This is a genomic window from Anaerococcus sp. HMSC065G05 (assembly GCF_001812365.1).
Taxonomy (GTDB): domain Bacteria; phylum Bacillota; class Clostridia; order Tissierellales; family Peptoniphilaceae; genus Anaerococcus; species Anaerococcus vaginalis.
In genome coordinates, this window is the sequence record NZ_KV808690.1 from 1 (window position 1) to 17,305 (window position 17,305).

General features: G+C 29.8%; 17 protein-coding genes. 1 reads left to right on the plus strand and 16 read right to left on the minus strand.

Annotated features, from left to right (window positions below; all coding sequences use genetic code 11):
• Positions 1-398: 398 nt before the first annotated feature.
• A complete protein-coding gene (locus HMPREF2852_RS02170; protein ID WP_070605710.1) occupies positions 399-1,232 on the plus strand; it encodes a KilA-N domain-containing protein in 834 nt (277 codons plus the stop codon).
• 135 nt (positions 1,233-1,367) lie between these two features.
• Here the strand turns inward: HMPREF2852_RS02170 and HMPREF2852_RS02175 are convergent, their stop codons facing one another.
• The 16 genes from HMPREF2852_RS02175 to ldhH form a co-directional block, all read right to left on the minus strand.
• On the minus strand, positions 1,368-1,598 hold the full coding sequence (locus tag HMPREF2852_RS02175; protein WP_004839446.1) for a glutaredoxin family protein: 231 nt from the start codon (positions 1,596-1,598) through the stop codon (positions 1,368-1,370).
• Positions 1,599-1,672: 74 nt separating this feature from the next.
• A complete protein-coding gene (gene rsmA, locus HMPREF2852_RS02180; RefSeq protein WP_070605712.1) occupies positions 1,673-2,521 on the minus strand; it encodes a 16S rRNA (adenine(1518)-N(6)/adenine(1519)-N(6))-dimethyltransferase RsmA in 849 nt (282 codons plus the stop codon).
• Positions 2,518-3,048 carry a ribonuclease M5 gene (gene rnmV, locus HMPREF2852_RS02185; protein WP_070605714.1) on the minus strand — a complete coding sequence of 177 codons (531 nt, stop codon included), beginning with the start codon at positions 3,046-3,048 and terminating at the stop codon, positions 2,518-2,520. Before rnmV ends, rsmA begins: the two co-directional genes overlap by 4 nt.
• Positions 3,049-3,053: 5 nt before the next feature.
• Positions 3,054-3,818, minus strand: a complete 765-nt coding sequence (locus HMPREF2852_RS02190) for a TatD family hydrolase (protein ID WP_070605716.1) — start codon at positions 3,816-3,818, stop codon at positions 3,054-3,056.
• Positions 3,818-5,758, minus strand: a complete 1,941-nt coding sequence (metG, locus tag HMPREF2852_RS02195; RefSeq protein ID WP_070605718.1) for a methionine--tRNA ligase — start codon at positions 5,756-5,758, stop codon at positions 3,818-3,820. Before metG ends, HMPREF2852_RS02190 begins: the two co-directional genes overlap by 1 nt.
• A 319-nt stretch (positions 5,759-6,077) precedes the next feature.
• Positions 6,078-6,287 (minus strand): TOBE domain-containing protein, encoded by a 210-nt coding sequence (locus HMPREF2852_RS02200; RefSeq protein WP_004839451.1) that lies wholly within the window; start codon positions 6,285-6,287, stop codon positions 6,078-6,080.
• Positions 6,288-6,547: 260 nt separating this feature from the next.
• Positions 6,548-7,813 carry a tyrosine--tRNA ligase gene (tyrS, locus tag HMPREF2852_RS02205; RefSeq protein ID WP_070605721.1) on the minus strand — a complete coding sequence of 422 codons (1,266 nt, stop codon included), beginning with the start codon at positions 7,811-7,813 and terminating at the stop codon, positions 6,548-6,550.
• 261 nt (positions 7,814-8,074) lie between these two features.
• Positions 8,075-8,491, minus strand: coding sequence for a histidine kinase (locus HMPREF2852_RS02210; protein WP_070605723.1), 417 nt, complete (start codon positions 8,489-8,491; stop codon positions 8,075-8,077).
• A 9-nt stretch (positions 8,492-8,500) separates the two neighbouring features.
• Positions 8,501-8,704, minus strand: a complete 204-nt coding sequence (locus HMPREF2852_RS02215; protein WP_019118710.1) for a helix-turn-helix transcriptional regulator — start codon at positions 8,702-8,704, stop codon at positions 8,501-8,503.
• A 567-nt stretch (positions 8,705-9,271) separates the two neighbouring features.
• The gene (locus tag HMPREF2852_RS02220) at positions 9,272-10,426 is read right to left on the minus strand and encodes an iron-containing alcohol dehydrogenase (protein ID WP_070605725.1); all 1,155 of its coding nucleotides are present in this window, start codon (positions 10,424-10,426) and stop codon (positions 9,272-9,274) included.
• A gap of 501 nt (positions 10,427-10,927) precedes the next feature.
• Positions 10,928-11,212 carry a ferredoxin family protein gene (locus HMPREF2852_RS02225; RefSeq protein WP_004839456.1) on the minus strand — a complete coding sequence of 95 codons (285 nt, stop codon included), beginning with the start codon at positions 11,210-11,212 and terminating at the stop codon, positions 10,928-10,930.
• Positions 11,213-12,505 (minus strand): FAD-dependent oxidoreductase, encoded by a 1,293-nt coding sequence (locus tag HMPREF2852_RS02230; RefSeq protein WP_070605727.1) that lies wholly within the window; start codon positions 12,503-12,505, stop codon positions 11,213-11,215.
• Between the two features lie 20 nt (positions 12,506-12,525).
• The gene (locus HMPREF2852_RS02235; RefSeq protein WP_070605730.1) at positions 12,526-13,209 is read right to left on the minus strand and encodes a ubiquinone/menaquinone biosynthesis methyltransferase; all 684 of its coding nucleotides are present in this window, start codon (positions 13,207-13,209) and stop codon (positions 12,526-12,528) included.
• Position 13,210: 1 nt separating this feature from the next.
• The gene (locus tag HMPREF2852_RS02240) at positions 13,211-14,131 is read right to left on the minus strand and encodes a prenyltransferase (RefSeq protein ID WP_070605732.1); all 921 of its coding nucleotides are present in this window, start codon (positions 14,129-14,131) and stop codon (positions 13,211-13,213) included.
• Positions 14,131-15,132: a polyprenyl synthetase family protein gene (locus HMPREF2852_RS02245; RefSeq protein ID WP_070605734.1), complete on the minus strand. Its 1,002-nt coding sequence runs from the start codon at positions 15,130-15,132 to the stop codon at positions 14,131-14,133. The genes HMPREF2852_RS02240 and HMPREF2852_RS02245 overlap by 1 nt, the downstream gene beginning before the upstream one ends.
• A 2-nt stretch (positions 15,133-15,134) precedes the next feature.
• A complete protein-coding gene (gene ldhH / locus HMPREF2852_RS02250) occupies positions 15,135-17,294 on the minus strand; it encodes an L-lactate dehydrogenase (quinone) large subunit LdhH (RefSeq protein ID WP_070605736.1) in 2,160 nt (719 codons plus the stop codon).
• Positions 17,295-17,305: the final 11 nt, after the last annotated feature.

Here is a 17,305-nt window from a genome sequence, read left to right on the forward strand (position 1 = left end):
TTTTTCATCTACTTTGTCTACAGTCTGAAGTGAGCGATAAGCTCACTTTTTTTTGTGGAATAAATTATTTTATTTACAAATAGAATGTTTGGATTAGCAAAAGATTTAGATAATGCTTGAATTTATTTAATGATTAGATAAATTTAATTTAAGAGATCTCTCGACCAAGCTCGAGATGGGCGACTGATTTTATTTACTTTTAAGCTAAAGTTTTTATTTGATTTTGTATTTATTTTTGATTAACATTTTTAGCATTGTATTTTTATTATTAAATTTTTTTATCTTCAAAGTAAATAATAGCTTTTAATAATCTAAAATTTAATATTTGATTTTATACTTAGAGCATTTATTATATAATAATTCTTGTAAAGAGTACACCAACATAAGGAGTTTAGTAAATGTCAAAATTAAAAAAAGAAGAAATCTCCGCTAAAGGATTTTCTATTCAAGTTTATACAAAAGATTTTAAAAATGATTATTTAAGTCTAACAGATATAGCAAAATATAAAAACACAGATGACCCAAGATTTGTTATTCAAAACTGGATGAGAAATAGGAACACTCTTGAATTTATAGGCTTATGGGAGGTTCTTAACAATCCGAAATTTAACCGTGTGCAATTCGACACCTTTAGAAACGAGTCAGGACTAAACAGATTTACAATGACACCAAGTAAATGGATAGAATCAACACAAGCTATTGGTATAGTTTCAAAAGCTGGTAGATATGGTGGTACTTATGCTCATTATGATATAGCAATGGAATTTGCATCTTGGCTTTCTCCAGAATTTAAACTATATATTATTCAAGATTATAAGAGATTAAAGGCAGATGAAAATTCAAATTTATCATTAACATGGAATCTACATAGAGAAATATCAAAAATAAATTATAAAATCCATACTGATGCTATAAAAGAATATTTGCTAGATGATTTGACGAATGAGCAATTATCTTTTAAATATGCAAATGAAGCTGATATGCTTAATGTGGCTCTCTTTAATAAAAGAGCAAAACAGTGGCGAGAAGAAAATCCTAATTTGAAAGGAAATATGAGGGACTATGCAAATCTAAACGAGCTTTTAGTCCTTGCAAATATGGAAAGCTACAATGCACTCCTAATAAGAAAAGGCGTTGGACAAAAAGAAAGAATGATGGAGCTCAGAAATCTAGCTAGAACTCAAATGATCTCACTTGAAAATCTTAATTCAGAAATAAAAAAATTAAAATAAATCTAAGTAATTTCAAAGTAATTACATAAATAAAAAAACAACCCATCTCGAGCTTGTCGAGAGATCTCTTTTGTTAGATATTTCTGTATATTTAACTAATTTTGAGATTTCTCTTTGCTCTGATGGGTTTTTGTTTTATAATCCTAATTTTTCATCTACAACTTCTTTATTAAAGCCTACAATGTCTTCTCCGTCTATATTTATTACCGGAACTCCTCTGTGGCCATTTTCTACTAGATAGTCGATTGCACTTCTATCTTCGTCTACGTTTTTTTCTTCAAAATCTATATTATTTTCTTTTAAATAATTTTTTGCTGCCTTGCAATGTGGGCAGGTGTTTGATGTGTAAATTGTTACTTTTTTCATATTTTCTCCAATCTTTTTTTATAAATCTTTTTTTCTAATACGATTATTATACTCAAATGATAATCTCTTTCAATCTACCCTTTTATTTTTTCAAATTCATTGGCTATTTTTATAAAATCGTCAAGAGAAAGATTTTCTGCTCTAAGATTTTCCTTTAGGTCTAATTTTCCCAAAATTTCTTTTAAATTTTCTTTTTCTATCACGCTTGATAGGGAATTTAATATGGTTTTTCTTCTTTTATTAAATCCTGCTCTTACTATATTAAATAGGGTATTTGTATTAACATTTTCGTCATACAATCTCAAATTTAATTTTAATACTTGGGAATCTATTTTTGGTTGGGGCATAAAAACTGATTTTGGAACTTTGAATTGTCCAGTAATTTGTGCATAATATTTTATAAAAACTGAAAGTGATGAATAGTCTTTGCTTTTTTCATCTGCCTTCATCCTATCTGCAACTTCTTTTTGAACCATAATAGTCATGTCCTTGCATGAAAGATTTTCTTCAAATAATTTTTCAATTATTGGAGTTGTTATATAGTATGGCAAGTTTGAAACAACTTTAAAATCTTCTCCATCAAATTTTTCTTTGGCAATTTTTTCAAGGTCAGTTTTTAAAATATCTGCATTTATTATTTCGACATTTGAAAATTCGCCCAAATTGTCATTTAGAATTGGAATCAAAGTCTTATCTATTTCTATTACCACAAGTTTTTTGCAAGTTTTTGCCATCTCTTGGCTGATTGTTCCAATCCCCGGTCCAATTTCTAAAATATTTTCGCCCTCTACTTCTGATAAATCTATAATTTTATCTACAAAATTTTTATCTACCAAAAAATTTTGTCCCAAAGATTTGCTAAATTTAAAACCGTAAAGGTCTTGGATTGTTTTTATTGTTTTTGGTGAATATAATTTTTTCATAATTTTTCAACCGCACTTTCAAATTCTTCTCGACTTATGCCAAAGGAATTTAGTTTTGATAAAAGTTGCTTGGAATTAAAATATCCTATGGATAAAATATCGCCAAGTTTTTCCCTTCTGTTTCTGCTGTCGTTTGTAAGGGTTAGATTATTGTCCAAAAGGTCTTTCATGGTAAATTCTTCTCTTTTTTCACTTTTTGTTGCATGAGCATTTTTTAAAGCCTCAATTATATCTTCTTTTGAGGCGTTTTCTACTCCCAAATCTCCCTTTTTGATTGCTTTTTTCCTATCAAGGTAAGCGTGCTTAGCGTTTGGAATTTCTTTGGAAATTTTTGCCCTGATTTTTTTTCCTGCAAAATCTGGATCAGTAAAAATTATTATTCCACACCTTTTGTCAATTTCTTTTAATTTTTCAATCAAATCTTTGCCAAAAGCAAGGCCGTTTGTCGCAATAATTTCGCAATCGACCGCTGATTTTATATTACTTATATCGTCTTTTCCTTCAACTACTATTGTTTCTTTTATCATATTACCTACTTTATATTAAAAAATTCCATAGCATTTTTGCTTGTTCTTTTTGCAAGTTTTGATAATTTCATCCCACGAAGATTCGCAATTTCTCTTGCAACTTCCACAATTTTTCTTGGATCATTTCTCATTCCCCTGTAAGGCTCTGGAGAAAGATATGGACAGTCTGTTTCAAGCATTAGCTTATCCAAATCTACATTTATGGCCGCATTTTTTTCATTGTCAGCGTTTTTGTAAGTTACAACTCCACCAATTGAAATATAATATCCTCTTTTCATACATTCCATAAGATGGATATATGAATAAGCAAAACAGTGAATTTGAACTTTTAAATCCGGATAATCTTTTAAAATTTCCAAACAATCATCAACCGAATCTCTGGAATGAATTACGACTGGAAGCTTTAATTTTCTTGCAAGATCTAACTGCTTGATAAAAATTTCTTTTTGCTCATCCTTGTTGTCATCTTGCCAATAATAATCAAGTCCAATTTCTCCAATTGCTACAACTTTTGGATTTTTTGCTAAATCTTCTAATTTTTCTATAGAAGAATCATCAAATGATTCTATATTTTCTGGATGAAATCCAACTTGGGCATACAAATTCTCATATTTTTCTGCAAGTTTTACAGTTTCATAAGAATTTTCTAAGTCACAAGCTGGAAGAATTACAGAATTTACAGCAAAATTAGACAGATCCTTTATAAGAAAAGATCTGTCCTCATTAAAATCATCACTCGTTAAATGGGCGTGTGAATCTATTAATTTCATTAAGAAATCACCGTACCTGGTTTGCAGTCTTTGATTGTTGTAAGTAAAACTGCATCATCTCCTGCAGCAAGAAGCATTCCTTCTGATAAAATTCCTCTCATTTTTACAGGTTTTAGGTTTTTGATTACAGCAATATTTTTACCAAGTAATTCTTCTTTTTTGTAGAATTCTTTTATGCTTGAAACAATTGTTCTTGTTTCACTTCCAATATCAACTTTAAAAACAAGAAGTCTATCGGCATCTGGATGGTCGTTCACTTCCAAAATTTTTCCAACAACAAGGTCAAGTTTGTCAAAATCATCAATTTTAATTTGTGGTTTTGATTGGATTTCCTCTTCTTTTTCTTCTTCCTTTTTAACTCCAAGTCTTTTCTCAACAAGTTCATTATTTAAAGCATGAAGTTTTTCAAGTTCTTTTTCTGTATCAAGTCTGTTAAATAAATTTTCGCCTTTACTAACTTTAGTTCCTTCTTTAATCAAACCAAATTTATGAGCAGATTCAAAACCTTGATTTTCTACTCCCAATTGTCTTAAAATTTCTTCTGTTGTATTTCTCATAACAGGCTCAAGCATTTGGGCAATAATTCTTAAAGATTCAGCAAGATTATATAAAACTGTATTTAATCTGTCATATTTTTCTTCACGTCCCAAAATCCATGGCTCAGTTTGGTCAACATACTTATTTGATCTTCTTACAAGATTCCACAAACATTCCAAAGCCTCATTAAACTTAAATTCGTCCATTAATTTTGTAAAATCTTCATAAGTTTTTTCAGCCAAGGCAATCAATTCGCCATCAATTTCATCTTCTTCCAAGCCTTTTTTTATAATTCCATCATTGTATTTTGAAATCATTGAAACAGTTCTTGAAAGTAAGTTTCCCAAATCATTTACAAGGTCAGAATTGTACCTATCCATAAATTTCTTTGAAAGGAAGTTTCCATCAGCTCCAAAGTTAAATTCACGAAGTAGGAAATATTTCAAAGAATCAGTTCCATACAACTCTACAAGTGGTTCTGGATACATAATATTTCCCTTAGATTTACTCATCTTGTCATTGTCAAACAAAATCCAACCATGCGCAAAAACTTTCCTAGGAAGAGGAATATCTAAAGCCATCAAAAGTGCTGGCCAAATTATTGTATGAAATCTTACAATATCTTTTCCAATTAAATGAACACCAGCTGGCCAATATTTATTGAATTTTTCCATGTCATAGCCATAACCAATAGCTGTCAAATAACAAGATAGGGCGTCAATCCAAACATAAACAACGTGCTCGTTGTCAAAAGGAACATCAACTCCCCAATCAAAAGTATTTCTAGAAACAGAAAGATCATCAAGACCCTTGTTTATAAAGTTATTTAACATTTCATTTTGCCTAAATTTAGGCTCAAGAAATTCTGGATGGTCTTTGAAAAGTTCCTTTAATTTATCAGTATAATTTGAAAGTCTAAAAAAATATGATTCTTCTTTACGATGATTAACTCCTCTTCCACAATCAGGACAATTTCCATCATCAAGTTGGCTTTCAGTAAAATAAGATTCGCAAGATTCGCAATAATATCCGTCATAATGGCCCTTGTAAATATCTCCCTTATCATACAAATATTGGAAAATATTTTTTACATTTTCTTCGTGTTTTGGATCAGTTGACCTAATAAATGAATCATAATCAATATCAAGTTTTTTAAGCAAAACTTTTGTTTCGCCTGCAATTCTATCAACAAATTCTTGAGGCTTAGATCCATGAGAAAGAGCTGCATTCATTATTTTTTGACCGTGTTCGTCAGTTCCAGTTGTAAGATAAGCATCAAATCCCCTGAGTGCCTTATATCTTTTCAAAACATCAGCAATAACTGAAGTATAAACATTACCAATATGTAAGTTGCTATTTGGATAATATATTGGCGTTGTTATATAATAAGCATTTTTATACATAAATTCTCCTTTTTAAAATTAATAAAACTAAATTTCTTTTTATATATACCTATATTATAGCGTTTTTGTCCATTTTTTCCAATTTAAAATATATAAGAAAAAATTGGCAAAATATAGGATCGAATTTAAAATTAAAATTGTAAAAAATATTTATAAGAAAATATAAAATTTAAAAATTAGAAAAAAATTTATTGGATTCAATAAAAAATTATGAAATAAAAAAACAGCACAAAAAAACAGAGTAAGCTTTAATGCCTACTCTGGTTTTAGATCAAACTTGGTTTTTTTGCGAACCAAATTTGTCCTTATTTATTATTTATTAGTCAACAGCTACCATAACGTTGCTTGCTTTAATTACAGCATAAGCTTCTTTGCCTTCTTCAAGACCAAGTTCTTTGATAGCGTTGTTTGTAATAGATGATGTGATTATAGTTCCGTTTCCTATATCGATTTTAACAATTCCATTAACTGCACCTTCAACAACTTCTACTACTTTTCCTTTGATTGTATTTCTAGCTGAAATTTTCATAATGTTCTCCTTAAATTTTATTTTTCTAAATTATTATACCCCAAATTTTCTGATATAAAATTTTTCAAAAAATGCTACTAGCTTAATTTTTTTAAAAATAAAATAAAGACTGTTGACAAACCAAAAAATATCCATTTCGAGCGAACGTAGTGAGTCGAGAAATCTCATAAGATCTCTCCGTGCGTTCGTTTCACTCCCTTAGTCGAGATGGTACGTAGCTTAATTTTATTTTAAAATAAAATATTATCTAAGCTCTATTCTTATTTTATTGTAACTTTGTGGAAGGTTTTTTTGCCTTTTTTTACTATTATTTTTCCTTCTTCAAATAGTTCTTCTTTTATTTCAAATCTTGGGTCGGTTATTTTTTCATCGTTTACACTTACTCCGCCGCCCTTTACTGAATCTCTTGCTTGAGAATTTGATTTTGTTAAACCTAATTTTGTCAAAAGTGTCAAAATTCCCATAGGTAATTCTTCTTTTTTAATTTCAGTTGTTGGCATTGCTGACTCGTCTCCATCACCAGAAAATAGGGCTTTTGATGCTTCTAGGGCTTCTTTTGCTTTTTCTTCCCCGTGAATTAATTTTGTAATTTCATAAGCCAAAACTTCTTTTGCATGATTTATTTCTTTTGCATCTTTGCCGTTTCCTAATTTTCTACATTCAGTAGTTGGAAGGAAAGTTAACATCAAAAGAAATTTTTCTACGTCCCTGTCGTCAACATTTCTCATATATTGGAAAAGCTCATAAGCTGAAGTTTTTTCTTCATCAAGCCAAACAGCTCCCTTTTGACTTTTGCCCATTTTCACTCCATCAGCAGTTGTCAAAAGTTTAAAAGTCATTCCATAAACTTTTTCATCTTCTTTTTTTCTAATTAAATCATAACCACCGATAATGTTTGACCATTGGTCAGATCCTCCGATTTGAAGGGTGCAGTTGTGTCTTCTGTATAATTCTAGAAAATCGTAAGATTGTAAAAGCATGTAGGAAAATTCAAAAAATGTAAGACCCTTGTCCATCCTATTTTTGTAGGCATCTTTTTTTAGCATTTCATTTACAAGGAAATTTGATCCAACATCCCTTAAAAAATCTACAAAAGGAAGATTTAATAACCAATCTCCATTATTTACCATTATAGCCTTGTCGCCGGAATCTTCTCCTTCATTCTCAAATTCCAAAAATCTTTGAAATTGCTTGTAAAAACAATTGGCATTATGGTCGATTCTTTCCTTGGTCATTACCATTCTCATGTCACTTCTTCCAGAAGGATCCCCAATCATTGTAGTTCCTCCACCAAGAAGAGCAATTGGTCTGTGACCATAATTTTGCATTCTCATCATAACCATAATTTGGATAAGGTGACCAACTGTCAAAGAATCTGCAGTTGCATCAAATCCACAATAAAAAGTTAATTTTTCATTTTTTAATTTTTCAGCTAATTCTTCCTCATCAGTAGAAGCCTCAAAATATCCACGGTCTTTTAATTCATCAAAAACTGAATCATATTCTTTTGGGTATTTAAATTTCATATATTTCTCCTTTATTTTTAAAATTTTCTTTATTTTTAAGCACAAAAAAAGAGCATAAGAAGGCATATAAATGCGGTACCACTTCTTTTTATACTCCATGCTTTCACTAAGTAGAAAGCCAACCTTGGACAAAGAATCCTGTAATTTCAAAAAAATTATCCCAAATTTTTCCTACTGTAAATCCTATAAGTCCTATTTACTTAAAATTAATTATACAATATTGCTTGATTTTTTCAAATTTTTCAAAAAATTTCAAAAAATTTATAATCTATACCAAGATTCTTCCTTTAAATTTTCAAAATTTTTCCTATTATCAACATCCATTTTCCCATCAAAATCAATCTCATAAGAAATATTTTTGCCCAAATGAGAAAAATTTATAAAAGCTTTTCTAGATTCTTCAACAATTTCAAAAACTTCAATTTCATCCCAAGGCATAAGAATAAAATCGCCCTTAGTAGAATTTGAAACTTCCTTTTCATAAATCCCCTTTTCATTAAAATGCAAAATAAAAGTCCTTGAAGAATCTACTGTGTTATACAAATTACTAAAAAATAATTTCAAAAATCCCTTGCCAGTTGAATTATGTTTAATAGCAAATAAATAAGAGTCAGTATTTTTGAATTTTTCCTTTATTTTTTCCCTAAATTCATCCACATCATTAAATAAAAATCCCATTTTCTCTCCTTATTTAAAAATAAAAACCTCTTTGATGTCCTTATCCAAAACCTTACAAATTTTGTAGGCAGTTTCAAGACTTGGACTAATAGTATTATTTTCATAAGCCATAATTGACCTTCTTTTAAGCCCAACAAGCTTTGCCAATTTGTGCTGAGAAAGATTTTTCTCTTTCCTAAATTCCCTAATCCTATTTTCAATCTCAACTTCCATATCAAAATCCTTGGTTACATTTTTAGTACATTTTTTGTTACATTTATAGTACCATAATAATAAATTTTTGTAAAATTTAAAAAAATATAATTTTAATAGGTAAAAACTTTTAATTCATTGATAAAGAAAATAAAATCCAAAAAACAAAAGAGATCTCTCCACGCACTCCACTTCGTTTCTCTTGGTCGAGATGGGTAATTTTTTTATTTATTTAGTTCCTAAAGTTTTATTTATTTATTTACATTTTTAAATAATGGCAGTAAATAATTTCACAAAAAATCAAGTATCTGATTAAAATAAATCAAATTGAAACTATTTATCTACAAAAAAATAATAAATCTTTAGTCAATTAAGATAAATTCGAAGATACTAACAGATTACCGCAATACCCCATCTTGAGCGCAGTCGAGAGATCTCATTTATTAATTTTATCCAACCATTCAACAAATTCTTTAGAAAAAAATTCCCAGCTCAAAACTAAAGAAAATAAAAACAGGAACTCTCGCTCCTGTTTTTTGCTAATCGATTTATATTTTTTAGTAATTATTTTTTAAGGATTTATTCAAATTAAAAATCTATTTTTTTGCCGTAATATGCAGCCTCATAGATTTTTTTAATATCTTCTGGAGAAGTTTCTCTTGGATTTGTAAGTGTACAAGCATCTTTGAATGCATTTTCACTCATTTTATCCAAAACTTCTAAGAATTTATCTTCTTCAATTACAGTATTTTTACCATCTTTTATATTTGCAGTAAGTCCTACTGATTCGTTTAATTTTCTAATTTCTTCTGCAATATCATCAATTCCAAGAATTTTTTCCAATTCATCATACCTATCTGTTGATTTTCTATTGTAATCAATGATGTATGGAAGCATAATTGCATTTGCTTCTCCGTGTGTTAAGTGGAAAATTCCTCCGATTTTATGAGCCATTGAGTGAACTATTCCAAGTGATGCATTTGAAAATGCCATTCCAGCAAGGGTTGATGCATCGTGCATTTTTTCTCTTGCATCTATATATTCGCCATTATCATAAGCTTTTTTAAGATTTCCAAAAACAAGCTCGATTGCTCTAATTGCAAGTGGAGATGTATAATCATCTGCTGCTGTTGAAACGAAAGCTTCAACTGCGTGAGTCATAACGTCCATTCCTGTTTGAGCTGTGATTAATGGTGGCATTTTGCTTGCAATAACTGGATCACAAATTGCTACATCTGGAACAAAATCAGGATGAACTAATGGATATTTGATTTCTTTTTCTGTATCAGTAATTACAGAAAATGCTGTTATTTCTGAAGCAGTTCCTGATGTTGATGGAATACAAGCCATTTTTGCCTTTGTTCTAAGTGGTGGATTGTCAAAAGCTGCCAATTTTTCAAAACTATATCCAGGATGTTCATAGAAAATCCACATAGCCTTTGCAGCATCCATTGCAGAGCCACCACCAATTGGAATAATCCAATCAGGACCAAATTCTTCCATTTTTTTGCCACCTTCAAGACAAGTTTTTACAGAAGGATCAGGTTCAACACCATCAAGAATCATAACTTCCATACCAGCTTCTTCCAAATATTTTTTAGCTTGGTCCAAAAAGCCAAATTTTTTCATAGAATGTCCACCAGTAACAAGAACAGCTTTCTTGCCCTCTAAATTTTTTAAATATTCAAGACTGTCCACACCGTGAACAATAGTTCTAGGAACTTGAAATGTTGTAATAGTCATAATTTTCTCCTTATAAATTTTCTTTGTTAATCTTTTATCACTATCATTATATGAGATCGTCCCTAAATGTCAACATTATTTTTATCTAACAGATAATTTTCGTTATATAAATAACATTATTAAAATTTATCAGAATTTATTATTCAATGTAATTAATTTTTTCGAATTATTATCTACTAATTAATACAATTTGGTTTAATTAAATTAATTTTTATTTGAAAAACTATTTACTTTTTATTTTGCAAAATATTTTTCTAGCCTAAGCAATTTTTCATCAAAATAAATTTTTAATTACCTTCTCTAGCATCTTTTATATTTGGGAATTTTTCTTTATTATGTCTTCTTTTATAAATTTAATAAAAAATACCCTCCTTACTGGTTTGTCCAGTAAAGAGGGTACATATCAGATTTTTTACAATGCTGTTTTTTATTTTTAGTCTTATATCGAATTTTATGATTAGTGGATTAATTATTTTCTAATTTTTTCTTATTTTCTTATCTTTAGCCTTGTCTAAAAGTTACTCCTACTTCTCCTTGTGGATGTTTCCAATCTTTTACAATTTTTCCATGTGATAGGATTCTACAGGTTCCACATTCTAGGCAGCCAAGGTGACTGAAACCAAAAACTCCATCTACATAGGTGTAGCAACCTGCTGGACATGCCATTAAAAGTTTATTTATTTCTTCTTCATCTTTGTAGTCTGTATCTACATCGATATGTGAATTATGCTCATCTGTATGGTATATATCAAGACCTAATTTATCTTCTATGCTCATTCTTTTCATTTATAGTGCCTCCATTACTGCGGAAATAAAGTTTGATAATTGTGTTGCGCTCATTCTACTTGCAAGGTCGTTTACTGTTCCCATTATAAATCCTTTGGAATCTTCGCCATTTACTTTGAAAGCTCTTTCTGCTACATCGTTAATAATTTCTGGGAAGTCTTTAAAAATTTCTCTTCTGCTTAATATTGTTGGGAATGCCTTGAAAGTATTTAAATCTTTCATTATGAAGCTGTCTTCTAAAAGTTTTTTATAAATTGATAAGCTTTCTTTACTGAAATCTTCTTTTTCTTTGCTAGCTATTATTGATAGTGCTGCAAGTCTACCACTTTCAATTGCAAAATCCATTCCTCTTACTGTATAACCTAGGTTTACGCAAAAACCTGCTGCATCTCCTACTACAAGGAAACCATCTCCATATAATTCTGGAATCATATGAATGCCTTCTTCTGGAACAAGGTGTGCTGAATATTCTATTGTTTTTCCACCTTTTATAAATGGTGCTACATTATCGTGTTCTTTGAATCTTTCTAACAAATCATTTATTTTTGTATTTGCATAACCTATATCTGATAATGTTGCAACTACTCCGATAGATATGGAATCTTTATTTGTATAAATAAAGCCTCCTCCAAATCCTCCTATAGTTGGATCGCCACATGAAAGCCAGCTCATACCTTCATCGCTTTCTAGATTAAATCTTTCATTGATTATTTCTTCTGATAATTCAATAACTTCTTTAGCTCCAACTGCTACTTGATGAGGTTCTAGTTCTTTTTTTATTCCTAATTGTTGAGAAAGTAATGAGTTTACTCCATCAGCTATTATTACTACATCAGCAAATACTTCTTCTCCTGTAGCATCAATACCTACTACTTTTCCATCTTCTACAAGTAATTTTTCTACTAAAACTCCACTTATTATTGAAACTCCTGCTTCTTCTGCTTTATCTGCTAGGTATTGGTCAAACTTACTATGCAATACTACATAGGATGAATCTTTATCTTTGCCAAGAGCTTTTGATGAAAATCCTATATCAAAAGATGATTTTTCACTCATCATTGATATTTTTTCTTTTACTACTTTTCTTTCTATCGGAGCTTCTTCGGCGAAATTTGGTATTATTTTTTCTAAACTATGACCATATAGCCTGCCTCCTGTCACATTTTTTGCTCCACAATAGTCTCCTCTTTCAACCAACATAACTTCTAAATCATTTTCTGCTAAAACTATAGCTGCAGATAATCCTGCAACACCGCCTCCTACAATTATAACATCAAATTTATCTTCACTCATTGTTTCCCCCATGTGTTGAATTATAATTTTTGCCCTTTGATCATTACGCAAGCTCCAAAGAGCATTTTTTTTACTTCAATATTCTCAACTCCAAATCTTTCACAGATTTTTATTATTTCATTTGGACTGATAAAATTCTTCGTTGATTCATATAGCCACATATAATCTTTATATCTTCTAATACCTCCACCAAGGACTGGCATTAGATATTTAAAAAATAATTTATAAAATGGTTTTATAATTTTATTTTCTACTGGAAAGGAATCTAATATATATATTCCTTTCTTTCCTAATCTAACCATTTCGTTTATTACTTTTTCATAATCATCTGTATTTCTTAAACCAAAAGATATCGTTACATAATCAAATGTTGAATTTTCGTATGGAATATTTTTTGCATCTGCCTTTAATAAAGTTATGTTATTTATTTTTTTTGATTTTTCTTTTGATATCCTAAGCATATTTTCTGAAAAATCTACACCAACAACTTTTGCATCACTCTTTTTAGCTATTTCTATTGCTATATCTCCTGTTCCGCAGCAAACATCCAATACTTTTTCATCATTTTTGATATTTTTCAAAATATCCTTTACTAATGTTTCTTTCCAACTTTTTTGTAATCCTAGGCTTATCCTATCATTAGCCTTGTCATAATATGGCGAAATTTTTTGAAATATTTCATAAACTTTTTTGCTTTTCTCCATATTATTCTCCTATTAAACTTATGACTATTATTACTAAATAACTGAAATTTAATAAAATATTTGTAAGCCCTATATCCATCATTTGCCTAACTCTATCTTGAGGAAGTAGGCTTGCTGTAAAAATTCTAAATATAAATTTTCTTTTTAAAAAGAATATGATTAAATCTATGATTAAAGCTTTATACCCTCCAAAATAAAGGACTAGATAGGATTGTGATATAAACCACACTATAATTAATATTTTATATAAAATTCTAATATTTTTCCTACCCATAACAACAGCAAGTGTATTTCTATTTGCTTTTTTATCTTTCTCTATATCACTTGAATTGTTACTCATCATAATTAATGAAATCCCTATTATAAAAGGCATTGCATATCCCATAATTGTAAAATCAGTTTTTTCTGAAATTACGCTAAAAACACCGATAGGTATTAATCCTCCCATCACTATTCCGCTAAATACTTCTCCTACTGGAAGATATGAAATAGGTAAAGGTCCCATTGAATAATTTAAAACCGTTATTACTCCGATTATCCCTATGATGATACTTTTATAATTTATACTTTCTAAAGTTAAAAGTCCAAACACAATTCCAATCGTTAGAAAAAATAGCCCTAAATTTCTAACGCTTTCTGGTCTAATACAATTATAGAACATAATATTATCAGATTCTTTTAAGTTATCTTCCTTACTATCTACTCCATTTATGAAATCACTATAATCATTTATAGTATTTACGGATGATTGTAGGAAAACACACGATAAAACCAAACCCAAAGATCTTAATAAACTTATGGAATATCCTGATTTTATCAGCATCAAAATCCCAAAAATCGAAGGAATAATAGATGCTACAAATGATTTTGGATTTGCAAAATTAATTATGTTTTTTAATGTCATCTTTTGATAAGTTTTCATTAGTTTTTCTCTATCTTATCTAAAATCTTATATAAGTAATCAGATTCTCTAATTGGAAGACTTGCTAGTATCAACCTATTTTTATCGGCAAATTCCTTGATTTTTTTTGAACTTAAAATACAAGCTTTTGATTCTATGAGTAATTGCCTTAATGTAAGCAATTCGTCATAATTAAGACTTACTTCTTTGTTTTTATTAAGCAACTTATATATTTCATCTCCATACTTGTCATCATTTATGCTGGATAATATAGGATATGTGTATACTCCTTCTTTTACATCAACAAACTCTCCTTTTCCTGTTTCATCTTTACTTGAGAATAAATCTAAAATGTCATCTCTCAATTGAAACATCAAGCCTAAGTTTTTTCCAAATTCAACCATTTTATTAATATCAATTTGATTGAATCCAGCATTTTTCGCTCCAAAATAACAAACTGTTTTAAAAAATGAAGCAGTTTTTCCGCAAATATTTTCAAAATATTCTTTTTCACTAATATCTAGTCTGTATTTTATTAAATTTTGACCAACTTCGCCATTGCACATATCTCTAATAGTGTCAGATATTATAGAAATTTCTTCGACAAGTCCTTTTTTTGCCAAGTAACTAAATACTTTAGATATCATATAGTCGCCTGCAAATACAGCTACATCTTTGCCATATTTTGATTGAATTGACCTATGTGATCTTCTAATTAGCGAATCGTCTATTATATCATCGTGAATAAGTGATGCTAGATGAGTTATTTCTACTGCAGCGCATTGACTAATTATTTTATCTGAAATTTGGTTTTCTCCAATCAGACTTATATAAATCAAAAGCTTTGTTCTAATCATCTTTCCGCTAGAAATCAAAGTATTCTCAATAATATTATAGAGCTTTTGGCTTTGCTTGTAATCTCCTAAGATTTCTCTCATTTCTACAAGTGTTTTATCAATTAAATCATCTAGAATAGTTTGCTTTGATTCTTTTGCTAAACATTCACTTATTGCAAAATTCATTTTTAGATTAATCCTCTCTTTTCAGATATTATTTCTGAAGTGTGTTTTACCTTAATATCAAGACCTTCTGCTTCAAGTCCTCCTCTAATTTGCATCATACAACCTGGACAATCCACAGCAACCACATCTGCTCCAGAATTTTTGATATTTTCTATTTTGTTTTTTAATATTTTTGATGAAATATCTGGATATAAAACATTATAAGAGCCTGCAAATCCACAGCAGTTATCGCTATCTTCCATCTCAACAAATTCTACGCCTTCTGTATTTTTAAGTAAATCTCTAGGTTCTTCATAAACTCCCAAAGTTCTCTTTAAATGGCATGAATCATGGTAAGTAACTTTTACTTCTTTTCCATCTCCTGCATTTACTTTGTCATCTTTTTCATGGAATAATTTACAAAAATCTACGCATTTTTCTCCCAAAACTTTTGCTCTTTCATACATTTCACTTCCTTGTTCAAAGAAATCTTTGTAAGATTGAAGTTGATGAGTACATGATGGACAAGCAAGAAGAATATAATCGTATTTCTCTGCATCCATGGCTTTTATATTTATTTCTGCTTCTTTTCTAGCATTTTCGACATCACCCATATTACTTGCAGGACAACCACAACAAGCTTGACCTAGAGGAAACTCTACTTTGTATCCTATTGAGTTCATATTTTTAATCAAAGATTTAGCTGTATCAACATATACAAAATCAAGTAAACAACCAGCAAATAAAGCCACTGTTCCTTTTTGATTTTCTACATTTTGTTCAATTTCATCAAAAATATCTCTAAGCGGAACTTTTGCTATTGATGGTAAAACTTTTCCTCCAGTCATTCCTGATACGAAATCTGGAAGATGTCTAATCATTGTGTCGCCCTTAGTAAATGGCTCTTGAGCAATAGATGCAATTCTTAATAATGAATGGAAAAGTTTCCTATCTGTTACTGCATCTAATGCAAATTTCTTTATTGGATCTGGATTTTCCTTAACGTGTTCTTCTCTAACTTTCATTATCATTTCAGCTATCGGAAGTCCACCACCACAAACTTCATTACATCTACCACATTGTAGACATACACTTTCTATTTCATTTGCTCTATCTTTATCAATTAAGAAGTGAGTTAAAAGTGTTCCTATTCCTCCAGTATAAACATTGGAACCATATACGTGTCCTCCTACTAAAGCAAAGGCTGGACATACATCAAGACAAGCTCCGCATCTAATACAGTTAAATATTTCTCTATAACCCTCTTGAGCCAATATTTCTCTTCTGCCTGGATCATCTATAATCAAACAATAGAATCCTTTTTCTTCTTTTGTATCACTTTCTTTGTCAGTAGTTACTTCACAAGCACCTGTATACAATGATAAGTAAGCTGTAATTCTTTGAGCAGTACCATTACGAGGGAGAGCTTTAAAAATCCATCTAGCATCAGAAATTGAATTTACAAATTTTTCTATTCCAAATATATACAAATGATTTTTTGGAAGAGTTCCTACCATTCTACCATTACCTTCATTTGTCATTGTAAATACTGTTCCAGTTTCAGCAACGGCAACATTTGCTCCTGAAACTCCTAAATCTGCATTTTTAAACTTATCTCTCATAACTCTTCTTGAAGTTTTTACTTCTTCAGATATTATAGGTTCGTGTTTAGTTTTAGTGTATTCTGAAAAATAGTCTGCAACTTGTTCCTTATTTAAATGCAAGGCTGGCATAACCATATGTACTGGGCTATTTCCTTCAAGTGAAATAATAAATTCTCCCAAATCAGTTTCTTGGCAATCTACACCATTATCTTTTAGTATCTTATTAAAATGAATTTCTTCAGAACACATTGATTTAGATTTTACGGCTGTTTTTATGTCTTTTTCTTTTAAAAAGTTTTCAACCCATTTTGCAGCTTCTTCTTTGCTTTTTACTACAACAACGTGTCCTCCTCTTGCCTCGCAATTCTTTTTGAATTCACTTATCATTTCATCAACATGCTCAGCAGCAAATGTTTTTACTCTTTTTATAGCTTGTTGAGTTTCTTTAAAATCAATTCCTTGATAAGAATTTAGTCTTCTTTTTGGATAAGTCTTACAAAAATTTCCGAGGGTTCTACCTAAAGTTGCATTGTCTAACGCATCTTTTATCTCTTCTTTTAAACTAATATTATCAACCATATTAATCTCCT